The organism is Adhaeribacter rhizoryzae, assembly GCF_008629685.1.
GTDB lineage: Bacteria > Bacteroidota > Bacteroidia > Cytophagales > Hymenobacteraceae > Adhaeribacter > Adhaeribacter rhizoryzae.
In genome coordinates this window covers 55733-77342 of the sequence record NZ_VWSF01000013.1, presented here as the reverse complement: position 1 = coordinate 77342, position 21610 = coordinate 55733, and the positions used below count along the sequence as shown (strand labels likewise).

Sequence of the window (21610 nt, the reverse complement as noted above, 5' to 3'; positions counted from 1 at the left end):
TTGTTCAGTTTTAAACCCCTAAACAGGTAAGTATTTTTAATTATTCTGGTAATTTTTTAAATAATCCTTAATTTTCATAACCATAAATCAAATCATAAATATATTATTGATTATCAACCATATACATCAAGCCTTGGAATAAATTATTCTAAAAATAAAATAAATAAAAAAGCCTTCAATCTAAAAGATTAAAGGCTTGCTGAAGTAAATAGTTGCTTATAACCAAAGGCAGCATACAAAGCGAAATAGGCTTTTATACGTACAAAGCTAAATTTCCAAAATTCTGGTTATTTTAAAGTAAGCTCCGCAACCGTTCCGCCGCCGATTCCGGGGTAATATCACGCTGCGGGTTGCCCAACATTTCGTAACCTACCATAAATTTTTTTACCGTTGCCGACCGGAGCAAGGGCGGATAAAAATGCATGTGAAAGTGCCATTCCGGGTGGTCTTGCCCATCGGTTGGGCATTGGTGCATCCCCGCCGAATACGGGAAAGCTACACCAAAAAGCTTGTCGTATACCGTTGATAATTCTTTTATTATTTGAGCGAAATCTGCTTTTTCGGCCTCGGTCATTTGCAAAATATCGCCAAAGTGGCGCTTCGGAATTATGATTGTTTCGAAAGGCCACACAGCCCAGAAAGGCACTAAAGCCACAAAGGCGGTGGTTTCCAGCACTATGCGTTTGTTTTCTTCCAGTTCCAGGGCCAGGTAATCCGTTAAAAGGCTGCGGCCGTGTTCCTGAAAATAAGCTTGTTGCTGCGCGGTTTCTTTAGCGGGCTCCACCGGTACCGCGCTCTGGGCCCAAATTTGGCCGTGCGGGTGCGGATTGCTGCTGCCCATAACAGCGCCTTTATTCTCAAAAATTTGCACGTAGTTAATAAAGTCGAGCGCCCCTAATTCTTCGTATTGCTGTTGCCAAACATCTACCACTTTTTTAATTTCGGCTACTTCCATATCGGTTAGTGTAAGGTCGTGGCGCGGCGAAAAGCAAATAACCCGGCAAATGCCACGTTCGGCTTCGGCTTTTAACAAGTTACCTTTCTGGAAATTACCGGCAGGCACATCGGCTTGCAGCGCGCCAAAATCATTATCGAAAACAAATGTTTGGGTATAAGGCGGGTTGTACTCGCCATTGGCCCGCACGTTGCCCGGGCACAAATAACATTTAGGGTCGTACTGCGGCCGCTCTTCTTTCGGAATTTCTTCTTGTTGGCCTTGCCAGGGGCGCTTGGAGCGGTGCGGCGACACTAAAAGCCATTCGCCGGTTAAGGCATTAAAACGGCGGTGAGGATGTTCGGTTAAATCGAATGTATTCATAGTTTTATAACAGCGGTTGTTTTCTTAAAACGGCGTAAACCCGATTAACGGTTATTTAAATATTTCAAAATTAAATAGGCGTGTTCCCGTAGTGCATTTAAAGGCAATATTTTACGTCAATATTTTTCCGGACAAGTTCTTCGGTTGGGTAAAAAGTATTTAAAATACTACCGCATTTAAACCTGCCTTTATTTAATTCCTGCTGGCTGCACACCTAAAGTTAAGGTTTTACCTAAATTAAAACCGATAACTTTGCCGCCAAATTAAGGTAAAACCTATGAGGTTTAACTTTAATAATTAACCTTTTTACGCGAAATGCGTGATTCATGTGCAAATGCCCGTTTTAACCTGTTTAACTATGAAAAAAATTCTTCTTTTAACCATTGCCGTATTTTCTTTTAATCTGGCTCAGGCGCAGCGAACCCATTTTGGCCTTAAAGCCGGCCTAAACACCTCTACCCTGAAAGTTAAGAACCAGGATGTTTACGATTACAAAGTAGGCCTGCACGTGGGCGGACTGGCGCACATTCATGTTACCCGCCAATTTGCCGTTCAGCCGGAATTATTGTATTCGAACCAAGGCGGGAAACTAGAGAATTCAGAAGAAAAACGCCATGTAAACTATATTGCCGTGCCGGTAATGGGGCAATATATGTTTGGAGATGGTTTTAGGTTACAAGCAGGTCCGCAGGTTGGCTTTTTGGTAGGTGCCAAAAGACAGGACAAGGACGATAACCGTTTTAACATTAAAGAAAATTACGAAGCTGTTGATTTCTCGCTGGCCGCCGGCCTTAGCTTTGTTAGCCGTACCGGTTTTGGTGCCGATTTCCGGTGGCTGTTTGGCTTAACCAATATTAACGACGTTCCGCCCCGCAACCCAATTAAAAACAACCTGGGTCAGATAGGTGTTTTTTACTTATTTAACTACAACAATGCCCGCCATACCCATTAAAATAATAAGCCCCGAATTCCGGGGCTTACTTTTTTTGTATCAGAAATTATTTGCCAAAAGCTAAAGCTGGCTTTACGCATCTACTTTAATAATGCGCAAATAATCAATGAGGGCTTGGTTTATTTCGCCATCCATGTTTTCATTGGCTGGTTCGAAAGAAAGACAAATTTGGTGATTGCCGGGTGGCAAGTGCGCCAGAATAGCATTGCTGTAACCCCAATCGGCCCAATGGTTATCGCCGCGCTGCGGAAACACCACCGTTCCCAACACATCGGCTTCAAATTTTAGTGTTCTTAAGGCGCATTTATTATTGGTATTTACCGGACCGTTGCCGTTGGCGTATCTGAAGTCCAGCGCATAACGCCCACCGATTGGCAAGTTAACCGTAAAAACCAGCTGGCGGTTAAGCTGCTGGCTAATTTCTGCAAAGCCGTTGCCGGAATAATCAGTACTAACCATTTCGCCTGATTCGCCAAAATCTTCGGCTTCGTAAATCCAGGTTTTATCGGGAGGTACAACCAGAAGCGGCTCACTCGCAAAAGATTCAACATTTAAATTATCTACCGCAATAACCTGGTATTCGGCTACTTCTTCGGGTGTAATTTGTACTTGGTTCTGCTGGATATTCGCAAATACTTTCCCGTTTTTCAGCACTTTGTAATACGCGGCTCCTGGTACCGGAAGCCAGCTAAGCACCTGGTCTTGGTAAGTAACAAATGGCGCAGCCGGCGAAAATAATTCAGGCGCCAGGTTAAATGGCCCAGATGCGGGCGTGGCATTAGCCAAAGTAATCCGGATAATATTTTTACCCATTAAAGTGGCCGGTATTTCGGGAGTATCTAATATTTGGTCGTTTAAACTTACCGACCTGATAATGTTGCCATAACCGGTAAGATGAATATCGAGTTGCGCTTGCCGGTACCGGAAATTGGTGAGCTTATGGTTGCCTTTTAAAGCGGCCGGTACAAAGGGTTTAAATATTAATTTATCAGGCCCAAATTCCAAACCAAATAATATTTTGTAAACCGCACTTAAGTTCCCCGACAAGCTCCATAACATTTCGTCGGAATTAATTTCGGTGCCGGCAAAATCACCATCCGATGCAACATAGTTTTCTTTATTGGTTAAAAACAAAGCGGTGGGGCGGTAAAGCGCGGCTAAACCCTGCATTAAAGCATTTTCGTTGCCAGCTTTGGCCGTAGCCATTGTCCAGAAGGCCTGCACAAAAGGCCAGACCGCGTTATTATGGTAAGGCGGGATATCCGGAATTTGGGGGTAAATATTGGTAGTGCCAAAGTGGTTTACCGGCGTATTGGCTACAATTTCCTGCTGTTGCGCCGGATCGGCAATATTAAACAATACGCACAGCGCTTCGCCTAAGGCATCGGCCCGCGGCGATAAAGTTTTAAATAGCCGGCCGTACAAATATTGCCCGTAATATTTCTTTTCGGGTAACCACAACCGGTCATTTATTTCGGTTTTAATATCTTCGGCTTGCTCGGCGTATTTTACTGCCGCCGGTTTATCGCCTAACAATTCGGCCATTTGGGCCAATACCCAATTAGCCGCATAATGTACTGCATTGGTACTTAAACAGATAGATTCAAAAATATCGGCGGGCTGCATCCAATCGGGGTAGGTTTGTTCGCGCCAATCCAGGAAAGAAGATTCGCCGCGCACCAGCCCCGTCTGGCCATCGTAAATATTGTGTTCATCATCGGTAATAGATTGCCGGATAATGGTGTAAGCCGTTTGGAGCCAACCTTGATCGCCGGTAACTTTAAATATTTCCCAGGCCGCCACCGCCCAAATTTGCCGGTCGGTAGATACCGGATAAGCCCCGCCGGTACCAGTATCCTGAATAATGCGATTGTTTTTAACTTTATGCAGTAAACTGTTTTGGGCAATATCGGGCCGCAGCACCGCCATGGCCAAAATGGTGCTGTAACTTACATCGCGCGTCCAGACGCCGGCCCATTCCAGACCGGTCCGGAACGTATTATCCGGCTCCACATCTTTCTCCATTTCTTCCAGTGATAAATTATACAAAGCATCCAGCAACGTATAATCCGATTCGTACTGCGGATAATCAGCAATATTGCGGCTTAACTCCCACCGGCGAATGGGCACGTCCGGCTCATCCGGCGGGTTAAGCGTGAGCTCAATTTCGTAAATGCCACTGCCATCGGCGTCGTGCAGTTGTACATCTTTCTGAAAGCCTAATCTATCGAAATTCCAGGACAAGGGCGGCACGCTGCCGGCTACAAAAACCCCTTTAAAATCGTGGCGAAATATTTTGGTGCCATTGTAAGTAGTAAAAAATCCTTTTTGCTGAAAAGAAGTTAACACCTCGCGCAAATCGAGGCGCAGTTTTAACCTGGTATGCGGCGCCAACATGGCATCAGCGGGCACCGGCGAGGTATCGATAAACCGCTGGCCAAATTTTATAATGGGCGCTTCGCAAATTCCATTGGTGGCTAAACAGTGAATAATATGATCTTCGCCCCATTCCATTTCGTTATCGAACCCGTTCAGGCTAAATTTAAAATAAATGCGCGGCGACTTATGCGTATTAGCCGGGCTTTTATAGTTCGAGATGAGCTCGGTCCGGGACAACGCCCGCGCCTCGTAATTATCCTGCACCACCTTGTTGGAGAACACAGCAAAACGCTCAGACTGAAAAATTAGCTTACCGGATGAAGAAGTTGAAATGGGTACTGAATGCATAAAAGAATTTAAAATCTATCAGGATAAATAGATATTTTTTTGGTCTATACGAACTTTTAAGCCAAGGTTATGCGAAACTAAAAGTTTTGCACCAGAATTAATAAATTAAACTTAGCGGGTTCTCAAACCGCAAATATTTTGAACCAGCCTTGATAAAACAATACCGCTTGCCACCCGTTACTATAGTGCTATAACTATATCCCATAAACTATGAATAAAGAAAGCGAGGGAAAACATTTCTTAAACAGTGTCCACCACTATTTTGATGAAGCCGCCCGGCACACCAATATTGACCCGGGTATTCTGGAACAAATTAAAATCTGCAACAGCGTTTATAAAGTAAATTTTCCGGTAGAAGCAGACGGAAAAGTAATTGTGTATGAAGGCATTAGAGCCCAGCACAGCCACCATAAACTGCCCACCAAAGGCGGTATTCGCTACAGCATGCACGTAGACGAAGATGAGGTAATTGCCCTGGCCACCCTCATGACTTTTAAATGCGCTTTGGTTGATGTGCCGTTTGGCGGGGCAAAAGGCGGAATAAAAATTAATCCCCGCACTACCCCCGTTGAAATATTGGAAAAAGTTACCCGGCGCTATGCCAGCGAGTTAATTAAGAAAAACTTAATTGGCCCCGGCGTAGATGTACCGGCGCCCGACTACGGTACCGGCAGCCGCGAAATGGCCTGGATTGCCGACACTTACCACACCTTTAAACACGGCGAAACCAATGCGCTCGGTTCGGTAACCGGTAAGCCGGTTGGTCAGGGTGGCATCCGGGGCCGGACGGAGGCTACGGGTTTGGGTATTTTTTACGGCTTGCGCGAAGCTTTACAGGATACCGAAATTCTGAAGCAACTAAATATTTCGCCGGGCCTGAATGGTAAACGCATGATTGTGCAGGGTTTGGGGAATGTGGGTTACCACGCTGCTCATTTCTGCATGCAGGAAGGGGTTATTATTACAGGTATTGCCGAACGCGAGGGCGGCATATTTAATCCGGATGGACTGGATTTAGAAGCGGCCTTTCTGCACCGGAAAAGTACCGGTTCTATCCTCGATTTTCCGGGTGCTACCAACGTAACTAATTCGCTGGATTTACTAACCTACGAATGCGACATACTGTTACCTGCCGCGCTCGAAAACCAAATAGATCATACGAATGCAGCGCACGTGAAAGCCAAAATTATTGCCGAAGGCGCCAACGGACCAATTACCCAAGACGGAGAAAAAATATTGCTCAAAAAAGGCATTTTTATAATTCCGGACTTATACTTAAATGCCGGTGGCGTTACGGTTTCTTATTTTGAATGGTTGAAAAACATATCGAATGTGCGATTTGGACGCATGGGTAAACGGGCGGAAGAAGCCAGTTTGCGCCGCATTGTAGATACCATTGAATCGCACACGGGCCACTCTATTAGCGCCAAAGAACGCCAAATGGTAATTCACGGAGCCGATGAAGTTGATTTAGTTCGGTCGGGTTTAGAAGACACCATGATTCTGGCTTACCACGAGATTAGAGACGTCATGCACCGCAACCCTGGCATTAACGATTTGCGCACCGCGGCCTTTTTTGATGCTATTCAAAAAATTTCGGTGAGCTATATGTCTTTGGGTATTTTCCCGTAATAATCAGCAAATTAATAAAAGCTAAACAGCCTTCTTTTTAATCTCATAAAAGAAGGCTGTTGCTTTTAGTGTTAGTTTAATATTTTAATATAGTAATCAGATTATCAGAATTATAAAATATATCATCAAATAATTACTTTATAGCAAAATTATGTAAAATTTCAACAGTACGGATAATTCATTAATTCAATTTGTTAATAATTAGGCTACTGCTATTACCCAAATAATATTTATTTAAAATTTAAAATTATCAACTATAATTTAGAATTTGAGCAACATTTCATTTATTGTAATATAAGAAAATAGAAAATATTACTTTCCTGCTTAGTACTATAAAACTATTGTTACACAGATTTAAAAAGGAGTTATAAGCAAATCATTCGTGTTATTTAGGAAAATATTATTTGGTTACCTACTTAATATTTTCCTCCTGAATGATACGAGTGAGTGCCTTATGCAAATAAATTATTAATGAGAAAATTTTGCGTAACATTATTTATTTAGAAAAAGCATAAACAATAATTTCTAAAAAGCGAAAATTTAATTTTCATTAAAATCAATACTATTTAATCATTTTCATGATTAAACTTTAACTGTTTATAAATTTTCAACTACTTAGTTATATAATAATATAATACAAAGTTGCAGTAGATGACCTACTAAATTCACTTAGGTTATCAAAATATATTTAATATTCACTGCTTAGTGCAGATGGGAATGGCAAAATAGGCAATCTGTTTAACTATCTAAATTAGCTATTTTCCGGTGCTATAATATTTAATATTACACTTTTGGAAATTCATTTATAGTGTGGTTGCGTAGGGCAAATACGATATTATTCTTAAGTTATATATAATTAAAACCATATAGCAGGTTCTTTACGTATCAATGCTGATTACCACAATACCTTTCATCTCTACTTAAATCCTTCATAAACCTAAACCGCATGACCGCCAAACTGCCGAATTTAAGCTTGTCCGAAAGTAAAGAAGATGTAATACTTGCGGAAGAAGAACAAAACCCGTTGCCCCGGTCGGTACTCCGGACAAATTCTTTTTTGTTACTCGACGGCGAATGGCAATTTGCTTTTGATTCCGGTGACCGGGGATTAACCGAAAAATGGTACCTGGAACACCATTATGAACATACCGCAACCTGGCCCGGCTCGGTAGAAGGCCATTTAGCCGAAGCAAAAGACCACCAGCAAAAAGCCTGGCAAGACGAAGTAATTGTGTGGTACGAACGGGAATTTGCCTTACCCGATAAAGATGAAGCCAACGGACAAACCATGTTTCAGCTTACGTTTGGGGCTTGCGGCTACGAAACGCGGGTGTGGCTAAACGGCAATTTACTTACCACCATTGAAGGAGAAGAAATTCATTATGGCGAATACACTTCGTTTTCGTACGAATTACTTGAAGAAATATTGCAACCAATAAACCGGCTAACAGTACGCATAGCCGACTCTTTGGACGCGGAAATTCCGCGGGGTAAGCAAGAATCGCACGTTTATAAACGGGGCGGCATTTGGTACCAAACCCATACCGGCGCGGTGCGCAGTGTGTGGCTCGAAACCATAGAGCGCAATCGGCTAAGGTCGCGGGTGGGCGTAATGAGCGTAGTAGAAGATTATTTGGTACGCTTTAATTTAACTACCCGCATTCACGATCCTGGCCAATATACCATCAGGCTGAATATTTACGAACATAATAAGAATGATGGTGACCCGCTGGCTACCTCCGATTTTGTGTTGCACCTGGATAAAGGCCAGAAGCAACAGCGGCTGGTTTTAGAAGTGCCCGGCGCAAAACTCTGGTCGCCGGAAGAACCCAACCTTTACTGCCTGATAGCCCAATTAATAGATGCAGACGGCAATATAGCTGCCATTCGGGCTCATTTTGGGCTGCGCAAAGTAGAATCCCGTGGCCGTTATATTTACCTGAATAACCAGCAAATTTACCTCGATGGCATTCTTTACCAGCCCGGTAATTCTACTTACGAAGAAACAAAACGGCACTTATATGCCATGAAAGAACTGGGTTGTAACTTGGTGCGGGTGCACATTGCCGGCGTAGATCCGCGCATTTATAATCTGGCCGATGAAATTGGTTTGTTGTTGTGGGTAGAAGTACCAAGTCCGCATAGTTCTACGCAATTAAGCCGCCAAAACCATCAGGCCGAATTAATAAGGATGCTGGCTTTGATTGAAACAAACCCCTCGGTTATTATCTGGAGTTTGTACAACGAAGATTGGGGGGCCGAAGATATTGCTTCTAACCCGGCTACCCGCCAGTATATTATTGATATGTATCATTACATGCTCATCTATCATCCGCAGTTTTTGGTAGTAGATAACGATGGCTGGAAGCATGTATCTTTGGAAGGCCGGTTAAAATCAGATTTATTAACTGCCCATTTATACACTCCGGATTTAACCAGGTGGCAGGAACTATTAGATATGCTGACTAACGGCCAGTTAGAAGGAGTTGCGGCGCACCCATTAGTAGTGGGCGATCCGTTTTTTTACCGCGGACAGGTACCCCTGGTTGTTAGCGAATGGGGCGGCTTCGGGTTCCCGGATTATGGTGGTCCTAAAGATTCAGAAGAACGGGCCGAGCGCATCCGGCAATTTAAAAAAGAATTGCGGTTGCGGCCCATTGCCGGCGATGTTTATACCCAGGCCACCAACATAGAAGACGAACGCAACGGCCTGATTGATGCCCACACCGGCGAATTAAGTGTACCTGCCGACCTGCTTAACTCCCGCAATCCCATTCAACCGGAACTACCTTCGGGAACAAGTAAGTAAAGCAGCTAAAATGTATAAATTAATCCAAAAAGTCGTTCCTTAAATGCGGCTCTCTAAACAGCAACCGAATAAAATATTGAGTAATTATTTTGTTAGGCAGGCAACCATTTGATTATTTACTACGACTAGGTAATAGAAGGGCAGCTTAGTAAGAACAGCATTAAATTATTAGTGTAAACAATTAACAACAAAAGCTTATTTAATTGAATATGTGCGTATTAAATTAAAATAATTCTTAATTAAGTAATTTACAACACTTCCTTTTATAGCCTTACATGTTCCCTGTCTATGTTTTCATACCTTAAAAAGCCTCAGCGATAACGCTGAGGCTTTTTGGTTAATAACCCGGTATGCTGCTCATTCAGATTCAGGCTGGTGCAATTACCCCCAATGATTTTCAGCCCGAATATTTCTCCTGAATTTCAGAACCTACATGACAACCTGATTGGCCGGGGCAGATAAATTGCCTTGTAAATCAACGGCTCTTACGGATATCTTCTGGCCTTTTAAGTTTTTATTACTCGTAAGCGTAAACGAAGTTAAAGGCGTAAAACCTACCCGCTGCCCACTCTGGTATATTTGGTAGCCCAACAAAGTCCGGTTGTCGCGGGCGGGCTCCCACTTTAGCACCACGGTATTTTGCTGAGTACTGGCAATTAATTTGCCCGGCACCGAAGGCGCTGTTTTATCGGGTTGTAAGCGCTGCACGCAGTTCGCCAGCGAACGGAACTGGTGGTAATTGGCCTTCCAGATGTGGCCTTTTAAAGCGGTTTTTAGTTGGGGTTCTTTGTCTAAGCCGCCCGCGTACCAATCGCCGTACTGGTGATCGATTAAGTTTTTATCGATGTAATCCCAAAGCTGCCGGAACTTTGCGTAATAATTATGTTGATCTTTGGGGTAATGGTCAGCCATCAGCAACAAAGTATTCAGCCCCTCGGCCTGTGCCCACCAGTTCTTCGTATCCCGAATTATTTTTAATATAGGCTGACCTTTAAAATAATACCCTTCGTCGTAAAATCCGCCTACCTGGTTGTCCCAGCCATTGGCTAAGGCATGATCAACCATGCGTTTGGCTACGGTCATGGTGGCGGCATCTTCTTTTAAACCCAGCACGTGCGAGGCCTCCAGCATTAAGTAAGCCGTTTCCACATCGTGCCCAAAAGAAACATGATCCAGGTTACGGTGCTTCAGGATAACGGCCTCAGACGAATCTCGGAAAGATACGGGACGCCAATCGGGTTGCAGAAATAATACTAAATAACCCGGCGGAGCGGTAATTCTATCCCGAATCAGCAAGAGCATTTCCTGTAAACGCTGGCGTACCAGCGGGTCGGGCCAAACCAGGTACAATTCCGAAAAAGCCTCCAGCAAGTGAATAGAACTGTTTTGGTCTTTGTAGCCCAAGTCCGAAGTAGAAGGTACTTCTTTGGTGCGGCGAATAGGTTTACCGTTCAGCTCCAAATGCTGGAAATAACCTTTGTGTACCGGATCGTGGCTATTTTTTTCGAGCCAGTAAAAAGCTTTTTTGGCCAGGTTTAAGGCACTGGTATCGCCGGAAGCCTGGTAATAAGCAGCTAAAGCAAATATGCCAAAGGCATTGCCGTAGGCTTCTTTAGCCGCAAAACTGCCTTTTTTTGCCTGACCTTGCCTATCGACCAAAGTATAAAAACCGCCGTAGGTTTTATCCCACATTTTGTTTTTCAGGAAGGCAAAACCATGCGCCGCACTGCTTTTATAATGCGCTACTTCGGGGTATAATATTGAAGCCTTGGCATTGGACCAAACGTGCCGCGATTGCGTAACAATCATTTTATCCTGGGTGCCGGTAGGCTTAAAATCATAAGAAAAAGAGCTCAGAAAACCACCAAACTCTTTATCTACCGCCTGCGGATACCAGCTATTCAGCATATTGCTCTGAATAGATTTTTCGATAACCGTAGCCAACGCCGTTCTATCGTCCTGAACTGGTTTAAAAGCAAACAAACAAAGGACTGCTATAAACGAAAATGCGCCGCTGGCAAAGTAAAATTGCTTCATGGTTCAGCTATGGATAAATGTTAATTCAGGAACACTAAAAATAAATTAAATATATCGTGTTTGCTTTCAACTAAATTCTTAAAGAAAAATATGTAGGTAAAAGCGATTTCTAATTAGTCTCGATTGATGTTTCCCAACCGTCATAGTCACCGTTATGTTCTTGTGCTGATTCCCAAAGAAAGTATACACAATCATCTATGCTGCTCTGGTCAACTTTGTCTATTCTACTAATGTGCAAAGAGTAAGGGAAATCGACCATTTCAGCTATAAACTCTTGAGAAATCACCATAAATCCTTCTTCTGTTACTTTTGCAAGATATGCTTCTCTGTCAGTTTGTGATTTGAAGTATATCCAGTGATCAACAGGTCTCTCTTTTATTAACGAATCACAGTTTTCTTCCAAATTATCAATTACTCTTCTATTCTGGATGCTTTGGAGTTGCCAAGGTGAGGGATATAAAAAATTGAAAAACCCGTTCCATTCCTCATCTAATTTCGTTCCGTACTCATATTCATAATCCGGAAACCGCAGCATTGCTTCAGAAATGGCTTTCTCTACGTGGGTAGTTTCTCCAACATAAAAGTAGATGTCGCGGTAACCATTAGCTGTTAATCTGCCAACATGAGTTGCTTCAAAATCAGCTTTAATATTTTCAACTAGTATATCCTCGATGGCGGAAAGAACCTCAAACTCACCTGATGAGGAGAGACCATCTGTTCTTTGGTCATTCATTTTTATTGTTATCCAAAGAACATTGGGCTGCGTCTTAACTGGTGCAATTTTTATTAATCCTAGATCAACAGCAATAGAGGAAAAAATATCATCAACATTACTAAAATAGAAATCCCATTCTTCTTGGTATTGCTCTTTTAAACTGCTTATTTCTTTGTCTTGCATAAATAATTTAATGTTGATGCTCTGTATCGCTTATGTTTTACCAATTTCCAGGAATGTACAGTAATTTTAAAGAATACTTAAAACATCCTGTTCAATCCGGCGGGGACGCATGGTTTTCGCATCCAGTAAACACCAGGTAGTTTTGGCTTCGGCCAATACTTTCTCGTTACCGGCCCGGCAGAGCTTTACAAATCTATCGAACTTGGCTCCCTGATGTTCCCCAACCCAAGTGTAACCAATAATTTCATCGCCTAAAAAAGCCGGACTATAATAATCTATCTCGTGCCGGATTACCACCCAGGTATATATTTCTTTTAGTTGTTGGGGAGCGGCAAAGTTCCAATGGGCCGTGGCTACTTCTTGCACCCAGCGCAGGTAAACCACATTATTTACGTGACCTAGCTCATCAATATCTGGCTCCTGTACTTTTATGGTGTGTTTAAAGGCTGCGCTATCGGTTTTCATTTAAGCTGCTGTGGGTTAAAGTTTCGCCGGTTATACGAAAGTTGGTATTAAACCTGTTAAATATTCTAAAGCTTAAGGAAAGTAATATTTACAAATATTAACAGCAACTATAATACTTTCTCAATAACCTGAACAGGGCTTTTAATGCAAAAAAAGCCAGTTTAAGCTAGCGACTAAGTATCCTGGAGTTGTTTTTTGGAGTATGATTGCCTATGCAAATAAAAGAAAAATTACACGAGGTCAATTGTATTTATTTAAATGCGGCAGAAACCGGTAACCCTCAGGGTAAAATCATTATTTTTTTGCACGGCTTTCCGGAGCATTGGTACGCCTGGCACCAGCAGTTGCCCTATTTTGCCGATAAAGGTTTTCGGGCTATTGCCCCCGACCAGCGCGGTTATAACCGCAGCAGCAAGCCGGGCGGCGTAAAAGCGTATACCCTGCCCCACCTCACCGCCGATATAGCCCAGTTTATTCAGCAACAAACCCACGAGAAAGTAGTGCTGGTAGGTCACGATTGGGGTGCTGCGGTGGCTTGGTCGGTGGCGGCGCATTATCCGCAACTGCTCGAAAAGCTGGTAATTTTAAATATGCCGCACCCCTTAGTATTTCATAAGCATTTGCGCAAAAACCCGAAACAAGTTTTTAAAAGTATGTACGCGGCATTTTTTCAGTTGCCGTTTTTACCCGAAATAAGCAACCGGGCTTTTAACTTTAAATTATTAAAAACTACCATGCTTAAATCGGCTTTGCCCCACACGTTTTCGAAAGAAGATTTTGTGCAATACAAAGAAGCCTGGCGCAAACCAAAAGCCTTACGCTCTATGCTCAACTGGTACCGCGCTTATAAATACCAGCCGTATAATTCTCAGGAACAGATTAAGGTGCCTACTTTATTAATCTGGGGCAAGAAAGATTCTTTTCTGAACGCCGCCATGGCCGAACCCAGTAAAGCAATGTGCCGGCACGCCGAACTGGTTTTTCTGCCGAACGCTACCCACTGGCTGCACCACGAATATCCGCACCAGATAAACAACCTGATATACAAGTTTATACAACAGCCTGATTAATATTTTGCTCTAATAAATATTTGCTTGAAAAGCAGGTTAATATTTTTCGTGAATTTCGGTTACAATCTTTTCCATTTCGTTCCGGAGATTGGCCGTGGGCACCCGATAATTATTATTCATAAAACTAAAGAGCAATATTTTACCGCTCTTGGTTAAGAGGTAGCCGCTCTGGTTGTACACGTGCGACAAAGAGCCCGATTTACCAAAAACAAACGGCACCTCGGCTTTGTAAATATTCCGGAACGTACCCGGCCGGCCACCTACCGCCAGTAAAGGCAATAATTTTTCCGGCGAACGTTCCTGCAATAATTTCTGCAACACATAAATAACACTCCGGGGCGTAAACATATTCATGCTCGATAAACCCGACCCATCTACCCAAACCGGCGTGTCCGGTAAATCGGTTAAGTAAGTTTTTAAGGCATGCTTAATGGCCCGCTCTACCGAGAGTGTATCCGATAGCGTGCCGGAACCCAAAACCATTAATTGTTCGGCTAGTAAATTATCGCTTACCTGCATCATCCGCTTCAACACGGTATCAATGGGTAAACCGGGCAATATTTTATACGTTGCAGGAATGGCTCGCTTTACCCACTTTACAGGCCGTTTTAAAGTATCGGCCAGCAGCTTTACTGTTAATTCGGGCGAAGTAATAAAGGGTACTTCTACTGAAAAACCAGGGTTAGCGTGTTTGGGGTAAAAGGTAAAATCGTTGGTACGCCAGGCCCGCTTAAAAGCATCGCGTTGCGGGAGCAAAGCAGTATTGGTTTTAATATTTTTTTTAAAGAAGCGCGGCGTGGTGGCGTATGCTCCTAGGGTTTTGCGGGTAAACTTTACAATATTGCCGTGCACCGGAAAAACATTGCGCTCCGGCTGGTAATAATAACTATAATCGTCCCAACCCCAATTTACGGCAAACGGTGTGCTGGTAAAAGGCGCTTCCAGGTAATACAGTTTTTCGCGGCGGTTTTTCAGGAAATCGTAAGCCAGCGAATTTTTTAAATCCATGTGGGTAAAAGTAGGATCGCCGGTTCCCCAGAATAACAGCGAATCGCCGCGGACCGCATATTTTAAAGCCGGAAGGGTATCGGGAAGCATTTTCAGGCTGGCGTATAAGGTAAACAGCTTGGTATTAGAGGCGGGCACAAAATATTTACTGGTGTTATGTTCTACCACCATTTGGTTTAGCTGCGGATCGTAAAGGGCAAAACCTACAAAACTTTGTTGCAATACCGGCGACTCGGTTATGCGTTGTTTTATTATGGCCGGTCCGTATACAGGTGGCGCTACTGTTACTGGAATTAGTTCTGGTGCTGGCGTAACCGTGGGCGCGGTTTTAAGCGTTTTACAAGCCAGCAAAAAAAATAACATAAAAACAGATAATAACGGAGCCCCTAATATTCGATTCTGAAATAACATTAACCGGTGTTTTATACCCGAATTAAGAAAAAATATTGCTTACTGCCACCTTCCCAACACAATCATTTTTTAAGTCAAAACTAAGCTACGATGATTTTACCTGGTGTTTATGGCAGCTTACGAATTACAATACTAGGCTTAAAATAAAAAGAGCCGCTTTTTAAGCGGCTCCTGCTATTGTTGTGTTTACCCAAAGTCAAAAAAATCGTCTAAAAAAGATTTCTTTTTCTTATGCGGGTGGTGTTGCGACGAACTATTGTATTGGTCGTAGCCGTAGCGTTTGTAATCTTTATCGTAATTTTTTTTATCTGAGTAATGCGTTCCGGAGCGTTCCAATATTTTTTCCAGTTCACCCCTATCCAGCCAAACACCCCGGCAATTAGGGCAATAATCTATTTCAACTCCTTGTTTATCAGTCATCATCAAGGTTTCGTTACATACAGGACATTTCATAAGCAATCTATTTTTTTAATAATTTTTAACTAAAAGCAATTATAAACAGGCATTTGCTTAGGTTTAGAACTGCAAAAAGCCGCATTTATTTTTAATTCCGAAAATTTACCTGCTTACCACTTGCCCAAAATATTACTGCAATATTTTATAAACCTGCTATTTTATACCTATTTGCCCGGTTACCGTATGTTTGTTTTTATTACGGAAGCACAGAAAAGCTACTCTCGTTTATGAATAAATTAAATAATTATAAAAAGCTAGGTAAATCCGAAATTGAGGTTAGTCCGGTAAGTTTTGGTTGTATGTCGTTGGGAGCAGATCAGGCACAAAATGAATATTTGTTACGCCAGGCTTTTGAACAAGGTATTAATTTTTTTGATACCGCAGATTTATACCAAAAAGGCGAAAATGAAAAATCGGTGGGTAAGGCTTTGAAAAATATTAGGAAGCAAGTAATAATTGCGAGTAAAGTGGGCAACCAATGGCGGCCCGATGGCAGCGGCTGGGACTGGAACCCAACCAAGGCGTATATTTTACAAGCCGTTGAAAAAAGTTTGCAACGCCTCCAAACCGATTACCTGGACTTGTACCTACTCCACGGCGGCACCCTCAACGACCCCATTGATGAAACCATAGAAGCCTTCGAGCTTTTAAAAGAGCAGGGAAAAATCCGGGAATACGGCATTTCCTCTATCCGGCCCAATGTAATTCGGGAATATGTAAAACGCTCGCATATAGCAAGTGTAATGATGCAGTACAGCTTGCTGGACCGGCGGCCCGAAGAAACTTGTTTAGATTTGTTACAGGAAAACCAGATTAGTGTACTGGCCCGGGGCAGTCTGGCGCAAGGTTTACTCGCCGGCAAAACCCCCAAAGAATATTTAAGCTACAGTTCGTTAGAAGTAGAGAAAATGGCAAAAGCAGTAGCCCAAAGCACCAACCAAAATATTAATGCCGCGGCAGTAGCTGTAAAATATGTACTGGGCAATGCGGCTGTTACTACCGCGGTGTTGGGCATTCGTACTGAAGCGCAGTTAAAAGACGCCCTGCAAGTTTTACACACCAGCCCGTTACCCACCGAAACAAGACAAGATTTAGCCCGGGTTCTTCCGCCCAATATTTATGATCAGCACCGGTAATAATTAATCAGAAGAAGTTAATTTATTAGTTTTCTAAGCAGCTAAAATTAAGTTATAATATTAGTGTTAGACTATGGCTGTGCATTAGAAATTTGAAATTTATTCAGCTGAACAATTTATCAACCCCTCCGGCGGGCTACAAATAGTTTCTTCCTTATCAACCAGTATAATATTCAAAATACTCAAAATTAATATCCCTCCTATAGTTACGTAACATCAATTATAAACAGACTAGCTAATACAGTTACTTACTACAACAAAAATCAATTATCGTTATATAAAATTTCTTATTTTTTATTTAATATTATTAACAACTATTATTGGATTTACCAATTATTATTTTTTAATTTATATTAAATTACGCTTTTATACAATTAGTATAAGTTTCTGTTAAACTAGTTTGTTCCTCCTATTCTGGGTGCCACCAGCCTCAGAAAAATGCTTCTGTTATCCCGTATTTTGCTCCCTTTTAAATAATTGGCCCAACCATGAAAAACTCTACCCTTCTTCCGTTTACCTTACTTTTAAACTTATTATTAGTAGCTAGCAGCGCCTTTGGTCAGGTTAATGTTACCGGTAAAATTCAGGAAAGCAAGGGCGCACCTTTCCCGTTTGCCAATGTATTGCTGCTTAGTGCCCACGATTCGGTAATGGTAAAAGGTATGTTAACGAACGAACTCGGCACGTACCACTTCGAGAATATTAAGCCGGGCCAATATTTAGTAGCCGCTACCATGGTGGGGTACGTGAAAACTTATAGTCAGCCTTTTAACCTGAACAATGTTGCTAACACGCACCAGGTAAAAACACTAATATTAGCCGAAGGAAATAAAGAACTGAAACAAGTGGAGGTAGTGGCGCAAAAACCTTTATTCGAACAGCACCTGGACCGCCTGGTAGTTAATGTGCAAAGTAGTATTACATCGGCCGGTGCTACCGCCCTGGATGTGCTGGAGCGTTCGCCGGGCATTATGGTAAACCGCCAGAGTAATTCGTTAAGTATTAGCGGCAAAAGTGGCGTAGTGGTTATGATTAACGGCAAACAAAGCCGGGTACCTATTGCTACCATTATTCAGATGCTCAGCGGCATGAACGCCGGCAATATTGATAAAGTAGAAATAATTACCACGCCGCCGGCCCAGTACGATGCCGAAGGCAATGCCGGCATTATTAATCTGGTACTAAAAAAGAACGAAGATTACGGCACCAACGGATCGTATTCGCTTACCATGGGCTACGGCTGGTACGAAAAACCGGCGGCCACCTTTAATTTAACCCACCGCACCCAAAAGCTTAACCTTTATACCGACTATTCTTTTTCGCGCAACCACGGCTGGAACCGCATTGAAACAGTACGGCAGGCAACATTTCAGGGAATAATTACCCAAACCAACACCCTAAACCGCCGGCAATTTATTCGCCATAACCATACTGCCCGGTTAGGTTTTGATTATAATATAACTGCCAGAACTACTTTAGGCGGCTTGGTATCGGGTTTTACCGATAAATTTGACTTAACACCGGTAGACGAAAAAGGCTATTCCGAAACTTACCGCAGCAACGTGCTGGAATCTACGGTAAATACTACGCACCAGGAAATAAACCTTTGGCGCCATTTAATGGGTAACCTGAACCTAACGCATAAACTTACCGATAAGCAGGAACTAAGCGTGGATATGGATTACCTGTATTACCACGACCACAACCCGCACCGGTATTTTAATACCTATAGGTATACCAACCCGCTGGAAACCGAGGAAGAAGAAATTGACATGAAAAAAACTACGCCCATCCGGCTGTGGGTAAGCAAAGCCGATTACCGGAATAATTTAGGCGAAAACACAAAACTGGAGGTAGGTGCTAAAGCAACCATTTCGCAGCTCGAAAACAAAGTTGCCGTCCGGAATCTAATAGAAGAAGTATGGCAACCCAACACCGAATTTAGCCAGCACATTAAAATGATCGAAAATATTGGGGCGGCTTATGTAAACTTTAATTCTCAGTTGCCGCACCAAATAAAACTACAAACCGGTCTTCGTTACGAATATACCCACACCAATTTAACTACCATCAGCAACCAGCCTATTGTGGAGCGCCGGTACGGCAACCTGTTTCCGAGTATATTTGCATCGCGCGATTTAACTAAAAAAAGCAGCATCCAGGTATCGTACAGCCGCCGCATTACCCGGCCCACATATAATAACCTGGCACCTTTTGTTTATTTCATAGACCCCAATACTTTTTTATCCGGCAATACCAATCTGCGGGCTACCATTACCGATGCCCTGCAAACTACTTACCGCTTCCGCGAAAACATGTTATTAACCCTGGGTTACAGCTACGACAAAACGCCAATTATTGACTGGCAGGTACACCTCGATCCGGCTACAAATAAACAATTTGCCCGCGCCGAAAACCTGAAAAATTCCCGGAATTTTTCCCTCAACTTTTCGGTTCCATTCAGCCCGGCTCCCTGGTGGCAAGTTCAGAGCAATATAATGGGCGTTTACATTAAAAATTTAGGGTATTACAACGAAAAAGAAATTGCCCTAAAAAGTGGTTATGCCAGCATTAATTTAAATCAGACGTTCCGGTTGCCTAATAATTTTACCGCCGAACTAACCGGGTTTTACCTGAGCCGCGCGCCTTTTGGCATTTCATACACCAAAGCCATGGGCATGGTAAATGCCGGTTTACAGAAAAAACTAAAACAAGATAAAGGTACCTTGCGCCTATCGGTAGATGATATTTTCTGGACCATGCGGTTTAGATTTATTACCGATCAGCCAGCCTTAAACGTATATTCGTATTTCGACGGCACTTTTTCCGACCCCAGGGTAGTGCGGCTTACCTACTCCCGCAATTTTGGTAATCAGAAAATGAAAGCCGCCACCCGCCGCCAAACCAGTTCCGAAGAAGAGCGCCGACGGGCTAACACCAATTAACCAGCTTTACTATTATCAGAAAATATTAATGCCCCGGATAAAATAAAATAGATGGGAAATATTGGCAGCAGGCATTAAATAAATAGGAAAAAAATAGCAGGCAAATATTTAACTGATCTTCCTAAAACAGGCTACTATTAGAACACAAACTACATAAATATTTGATTATCAATTTTTTTGTAATAATATAAAATATTATAACTTATTAAAAATCAATAAAATAATTAAAATGTATCCTAATAGTAGCCTAAAACAGGAGGGGCATTTCCGGCACCTTTGGTTTATATATACTTTAGTTTGGCTGGCTACTTAACTGCAAACCGGGCAATAAAGATTTAGCGGCACCAATAACGAGTTGAGCTTACTTAGCTTTGGAACCTTTCATTTTAAACATATCCATAATACTACCTTTCACAGCCGTATCATCTTGTTTTTCTAAGTTCAGGTACACTTCCATATTGTGCTCGGGCGCCATGAAATAAGCCGTTACTTTATCGCCAACCAGTTCAACTTTGGTAAAAGGATTGGCTATTTTTTTGGTGGCCGGATCTATTATGCCGCCCGTGAGTTTACCGTCCTTTTTTTCAAACAGAAGGGTCATTTCGATATCGCCGTCGGGTAAACCAAAAGCCTTCACTTTCCAGGTACCGGCAAAATAATCTGCCGGGGCAGTTTGGGCCTGCAAATTGGTAGCAAAAACCAGTAGCGATAATAAACTAAGAACGAAAAGAGTACTTAACTTTTTCATGATTAATAAGTTTTAAAAAGGTGATTGGATGGATAAAAGGGTTTAAGCAATAAGTTTTTATTATAAGAAAACATCAAATTGTAAATCTTACGGAATAAAGATAAAGACTTTCTTTTACAATGCGTAAAATTTACGGAATAATTTTTTAATTTTGTTTCATGAATACGCTGGAAGAAGTAAATGACTTTGTGCATCATGGCCATCAGGAATATTTGCCCCATGTAAGCATAGACCCGGTAATATTTGGCTACTATCAGCAAAAGCTTAAAATTTTATTGCTTCGTTGGAAAGGACTAGATGGTTGGGGACTGCCGGGTGGTTTTATTAAGCGCCGCGAACCTTTGAGCCAGGCTGCTTATCGCATCCTGCACGAGAAAACCAACCTGAGCGATTTATTTTTGCAGCAGTTTCACGTTTTTGGCGATTCGCCGTACCGGGTTCAGGAAAGAAGTGGCCGGGAGTACAAAGAAAAATTTGGGTTGGAGGTTGAACCAGATAATTGGCTGCTGGAGCGAACTTTATCTATTGGCTATTTTGCGTTAGTAGATTATTCGAAGGTTTCTGTAACCACCGATTATTTTACCGAGGATTATTATTGGTTTGACGTAAGTGATATTCCGCCGCTGTTATTTGACCAGAATGAAACCGTTGAGAAAGCATTATTAACCCTGCGGCTCCAGATTTATCATCAACCCATTGGTTACAACCTGTTGCCCGAAAAATTCACCATTCCGGAAATTCACACGCTCTACGAAACAATACTGGGAAAAGAACTGGACCAGCGGAATTTTTCTAAAAAATTAATTGCCTTAGGACTGATAAAAAAATTAGACGAACGCCGGTCGATTGGGGCACACCGCTCGCCTTTCTTATACCAGTTTGAAAAAGAACAGTATGAACAGGCCTTACAGGAAGGTATTATGCACACTTATTAACCTTCGTGCATGTGGCATTTAAACCACTCTTATCTACCTGCATAATTTTGGGTAATTAGTTAA

15 protein-coding genes are annotated in these 21610 nt (G+C 42.4%); 7 read left to right on the top strand and 8 right to left on the bottom strand.

From position 1 onward, the window contains the following. Positions 1-292: 292 nt before the first annotated feature. The gene (locus F0145_RS16375) at positions 293-1318 is read right to left on the bottom strand and encodes a UDP-glucose--hexose-1-phosphate uridylyltransferase (protein WP_150089865.1); all 1026 of its coding nucleotides are present in this window, start codon (positions 1316-1318) and stop codon (positions 293-295) included. A gap of 358 nt (positions 1319-1676) precedes the next feature. Between F0145_RS16375 and F0145_RS16370 the strand changes: the two genes are divergently transcribed. Beyond that, positions 1677-2270, top strand: coding sequence for a porin family protein (locus F0145_RS16370; protein ID WP_190277570.1), 594 nt, complete (start codon positions 1677-1679; stop codon positions 2268-2270). Between the two features lie 72 nt (positions 2271-2342). Here the strand turns inward: F0145_RS16370 and F0145_RS16365 are convergent, their stop codons facing one another. Then, the gene (locus F0145_RS16365; protein ID WP_150089861.1) at positions 2343-4997 is read right to left on the bottom strand and encodes an alpha-L-rhamnosidase-related protein; all 2655 of its coding nucleotides are present in this window, start codon (positions 4995-4997) and stop codon (positions 2343-2345) included. Between the two features lie 210 nt (positions 4998-5207). Between F0145_RS16365 and F0145_RS16360 the strand changes: the two genes are divergently transcribed. Both F0145_RS16360 and F0145_RS16355 read left to right on the top strand, forming a co-directional pair. Continuing rightward, positions 5208-6629 carry a Glu/Leu/Phe/Val family dehydrogenase gene (locus F0145_RS16360; protein ID WP_150089859.1) on the top strand — a complete coding sequence of 474 codons (1422 nt, stop codon included), beginning with the start codon at positions 5208-5210 and terminating at the stop codon, positions 6627-6629. Positions 6630-7575: 946 nt separating this feature from the next. After that, positions 7576-9438, top strand: a complete 1863-nt coding sequence (locus F0145_RS16355) for a glycoside hydrolase family 2 protein (protein WP_150089857.1) — start codon at positions 7576-7578, stop codon at positions 9436-9438. 429 nt (positions 9439-9867) lie between these two features. Here the strand turns inward: F0145_RS16355 and F0145_RS16350 are convergent, their stop codons facing one another. The 3 genes from F0145_RS16350 to F0145_RS16340 all read right to left on the bottom strand — a co-directional run bounded on the left by F0145_RS16350 (position 9868) and on the right by F0145_RS16340 (position 12838). Continuing rightward, the gene (locus tag F0145_RS16350) at positions 9868-11475 is read right to left on the bottom strand and encodes an AGE family epimerase/isomerase (RefSeq protein WP_150089855.1); all 1608 of its coding nucleotides are present in this window, start codon (positions 11473-11475) and stop codon (positions 9868-9870) included. 109 nt (positions 11476-11584) lie between these two features. Further along, complete coding sequence (locus F0145_RS16345; RefSeq protein WP_150089853.1) at positions 11585-12373, bottom strand: DUF695 domain-containing protein; 789 nt, start codon at positions 12371-12373, stop codon at positions 11585-11587. Positions 12374-12439: 66 nt separating this feature from the next. Then, positions 12440-12838 (bottom strand): acyl-CoA thioesterase, encoded by a 399-nt coding sequence (locus F0145_RS16340; protein ID WP_150089851.1) that lies wholly within the window; start codon positions 12836-12838, stop codon positions 12440-12442. A 212-nt stretch (positions 12839-13050) separates the two neighbouring features. Between F0145_RS16340 and F0145_RS16335 the strand changes: the two genes are divergently transcribed. Next, on the top strand, positions 13051-13908 hold the full coding sequence (locus tag F0145_RS16335; RefSeq protein WP_150089849.1) for an alpha/beta fold hydrolase: 858 nt from the start codon (positions 13051-13053) through the stop codon (positions 13906-13908). Positions 13909-13944: 36 nt separating this feature from the next. On the opposite strand, the gene F0145_RS16330 is transcribed toward F0145_RS16335, so the two are convergent. Together F0145_RS16330 and F0145_RS16325 are read right to left on the bottom strand one after the other, a co-directional pair. Next, on the bottom strand, positions 13945-15279 hold the full coding sequence (locus F0145_RS16330) for a D-alanyl-D-alanine carboxypeptidase (protein WP_150089847.1): 1335 nt from the start codon (positions 15277-15279) through the stop codon (positions 13945-13947). Positions 15280-15513: 234 nt separating this feature from the next. Further along, positions 15514-15780: a TFIIB-type zinc ribbon-containing protein gene (locus F0145_RS16325; protein WP_150089845.1), complete on the bottom strand. Its 267-nt coding sequence runs from the start codon at positions 15778-15780 to the stop codon at positions 15514-15516. A gap of 230 nt (positions 15781-16010) precedes the next feature. Between F0145_RS16325 and F0145_RS16320 the strand changes: the two genes are divergently transcribed. Both F0145_RS16320 and F0145_RS16315 read left to right on the top strand, forming a co-directional pair. Further along, the gene (locus tag F0145_RS16320; RefSeq protein ID WP_150089843.1) at positions 16011-16919 is read left to right on the top strand and encodes an aldo/keto reductase; all 909 of its coding nucleotides are present in this window, start codon (positions 16011-16013) and stop codon (positions 16917-16919) included. Between the two features lie 488 nt (positions 16920-17407). Next, positions 17408-19864 carry an outer membrane beta-barrel protein gene (locus F0145_RS16315; protein WP_150089842.1) on the top strand — a complete coding sequence of 819 codons (2457 nt, stop codon included), beginning with the start codon at positions 17408-17410 and terminating at the stop codon, positions 19862-19864. A 361-nt stretch (positions 19865-20225) separates the two neighbouring features. Here the strand turns inward: F0145_RS16315 and F0145_RS16310 are convergent, their stop codons facing one another. Next, positions 20226-20612: a hypothetical protein gene (locus F0145_RS16310; protein ID WP_150089840.1), complete on the bottom strand. Its 387-nt coding sequence runs from the start codon at positions 20610-20612 to the stop codon at positions 20226-20228. Between the two features lie 158 nt (positions 20613-20770). Here F0145_RS16310 and F0145_RS16305 point away from each other — a divergent pair, with 158 nt between their 5' ends. Next, complete coding sequence (locus F0145_RS16305; protein ID WP_150089838.1) at positions 20771-21547, top strand: NUDIX hydrolase; 777 nt, start codon at positions 20771-20773, stop codon at positions 21545-21547. Positions 21548-21610: the final 63 nt, after the last annotated feature.

Excerpts from the sequence above, each read along its gene's own strand:
- F0145_RS16375 (WP_150089865.1), bottom strand. The coding sequence starts at position 1,318 with ATGAATACATTCGATTTAACCGAACATCCTCACCGCCGTTTTAATGCC.
- F0145_RS16370 (WP_190277570.1), top strand. The coding sequence starts at position 1,677 with ATGAAAAAAATTCTTCTTTTAACCATTGCCGTATTTTCTTTTAATCTG.
- F0145_RS16365 (WP_150089861.1), bottom strand. The coding sequence starts at position 4,997 with ATGCATTCAGTACCCATTTCAACTTCTTCATCCGGTAAGCTAATTTTT.
- F0145_RS16360 (WP_150089859.1), top strand. The coding sequence starts at position 5,208 with ATGAATAAAGAAAGCGAGGGAAAACATTTCTTAAACAGTGTCCACCAC.
- F0145_RS16355 (WP_150089857.1), top strand. The coding sequence starts at position 7,576 with ATGACCGCCAAACTGCCGAATTTAAGCTTGTCCGAAAGTAAAGAAGAT.
- F0145_RS16350 (WP_150089855.1), bottom strand. The coding sequence starts at position 11,475 with ATGAAGCAATTTTACTTTGCCAGCGGCGCATTTTCGTTTATAGCAGTC.
- F0145_RS16345 (WP_150089853.1), bottom strand. The coding sequence starts at position 12,373 with ATGCAAGACAAAGAAATAAGCAGTTTAAAAGAGCAATACCAAGAAGAA.
- F0145_RS16340 (WP_150089851.1), bottom strand. The coding sequence starts at position 12,838 with ATGAAAACCGATAGCGCAGCCTTTAAACACACCATAAAAGTACAGGAG.
- F0145_RS16335 (WP_150089849.1), top strand. The coding sequence starts at position 13,051 with ATGCAAATAAAAGAAAAATTACACGAGGTCAATTGTATTTATTTAAAT.
- F0145_RS16330 (WP_150089847.1), bottom strand. The coding sequence starts at position 15,279 with ATGTTATTTTTTTTGCTGGCTTGTAAAACGCTTAAAACCGCGCCCACG.
- F0145_RS16325 (WP_150089845.1), bottom strand. The coding sequence starts at position 15,780 with ATGAAATGTCCTGTATGTAACGAAACCTTGATGATGACTGATAAACAA.
- F0145_RS16320 (WP_150089843.1), top strand. The coding sequence starts at position 16,011 with ATGAATAAATTAAATAATTATAAAAAGCTAGGTAAATCCGAAATTGAG.
- F0145_RS16315 (WP_150089842.1), top strand. The coding sequence starts at position 17,408 with ATGAAAAACTCTACCCTTCTTCCGTTTACCTTACTTTTAAACTTATTA.
- F0145_RS16310 (WP_150089840.1), bottom strand. The coding sequence starts at position 20,612 with ATGAAAAAGTTAAGTACTCTTTTCGTTCTTAGTTTATTATCGCTACTG.
- F0145_RS16305 (WP_150089838.1), top strand. The coding sequence starts at position 20,771 with ATGAATACGCTGGAAGAAGTAAATGACTTTGTGCATCATGGCCATCAG.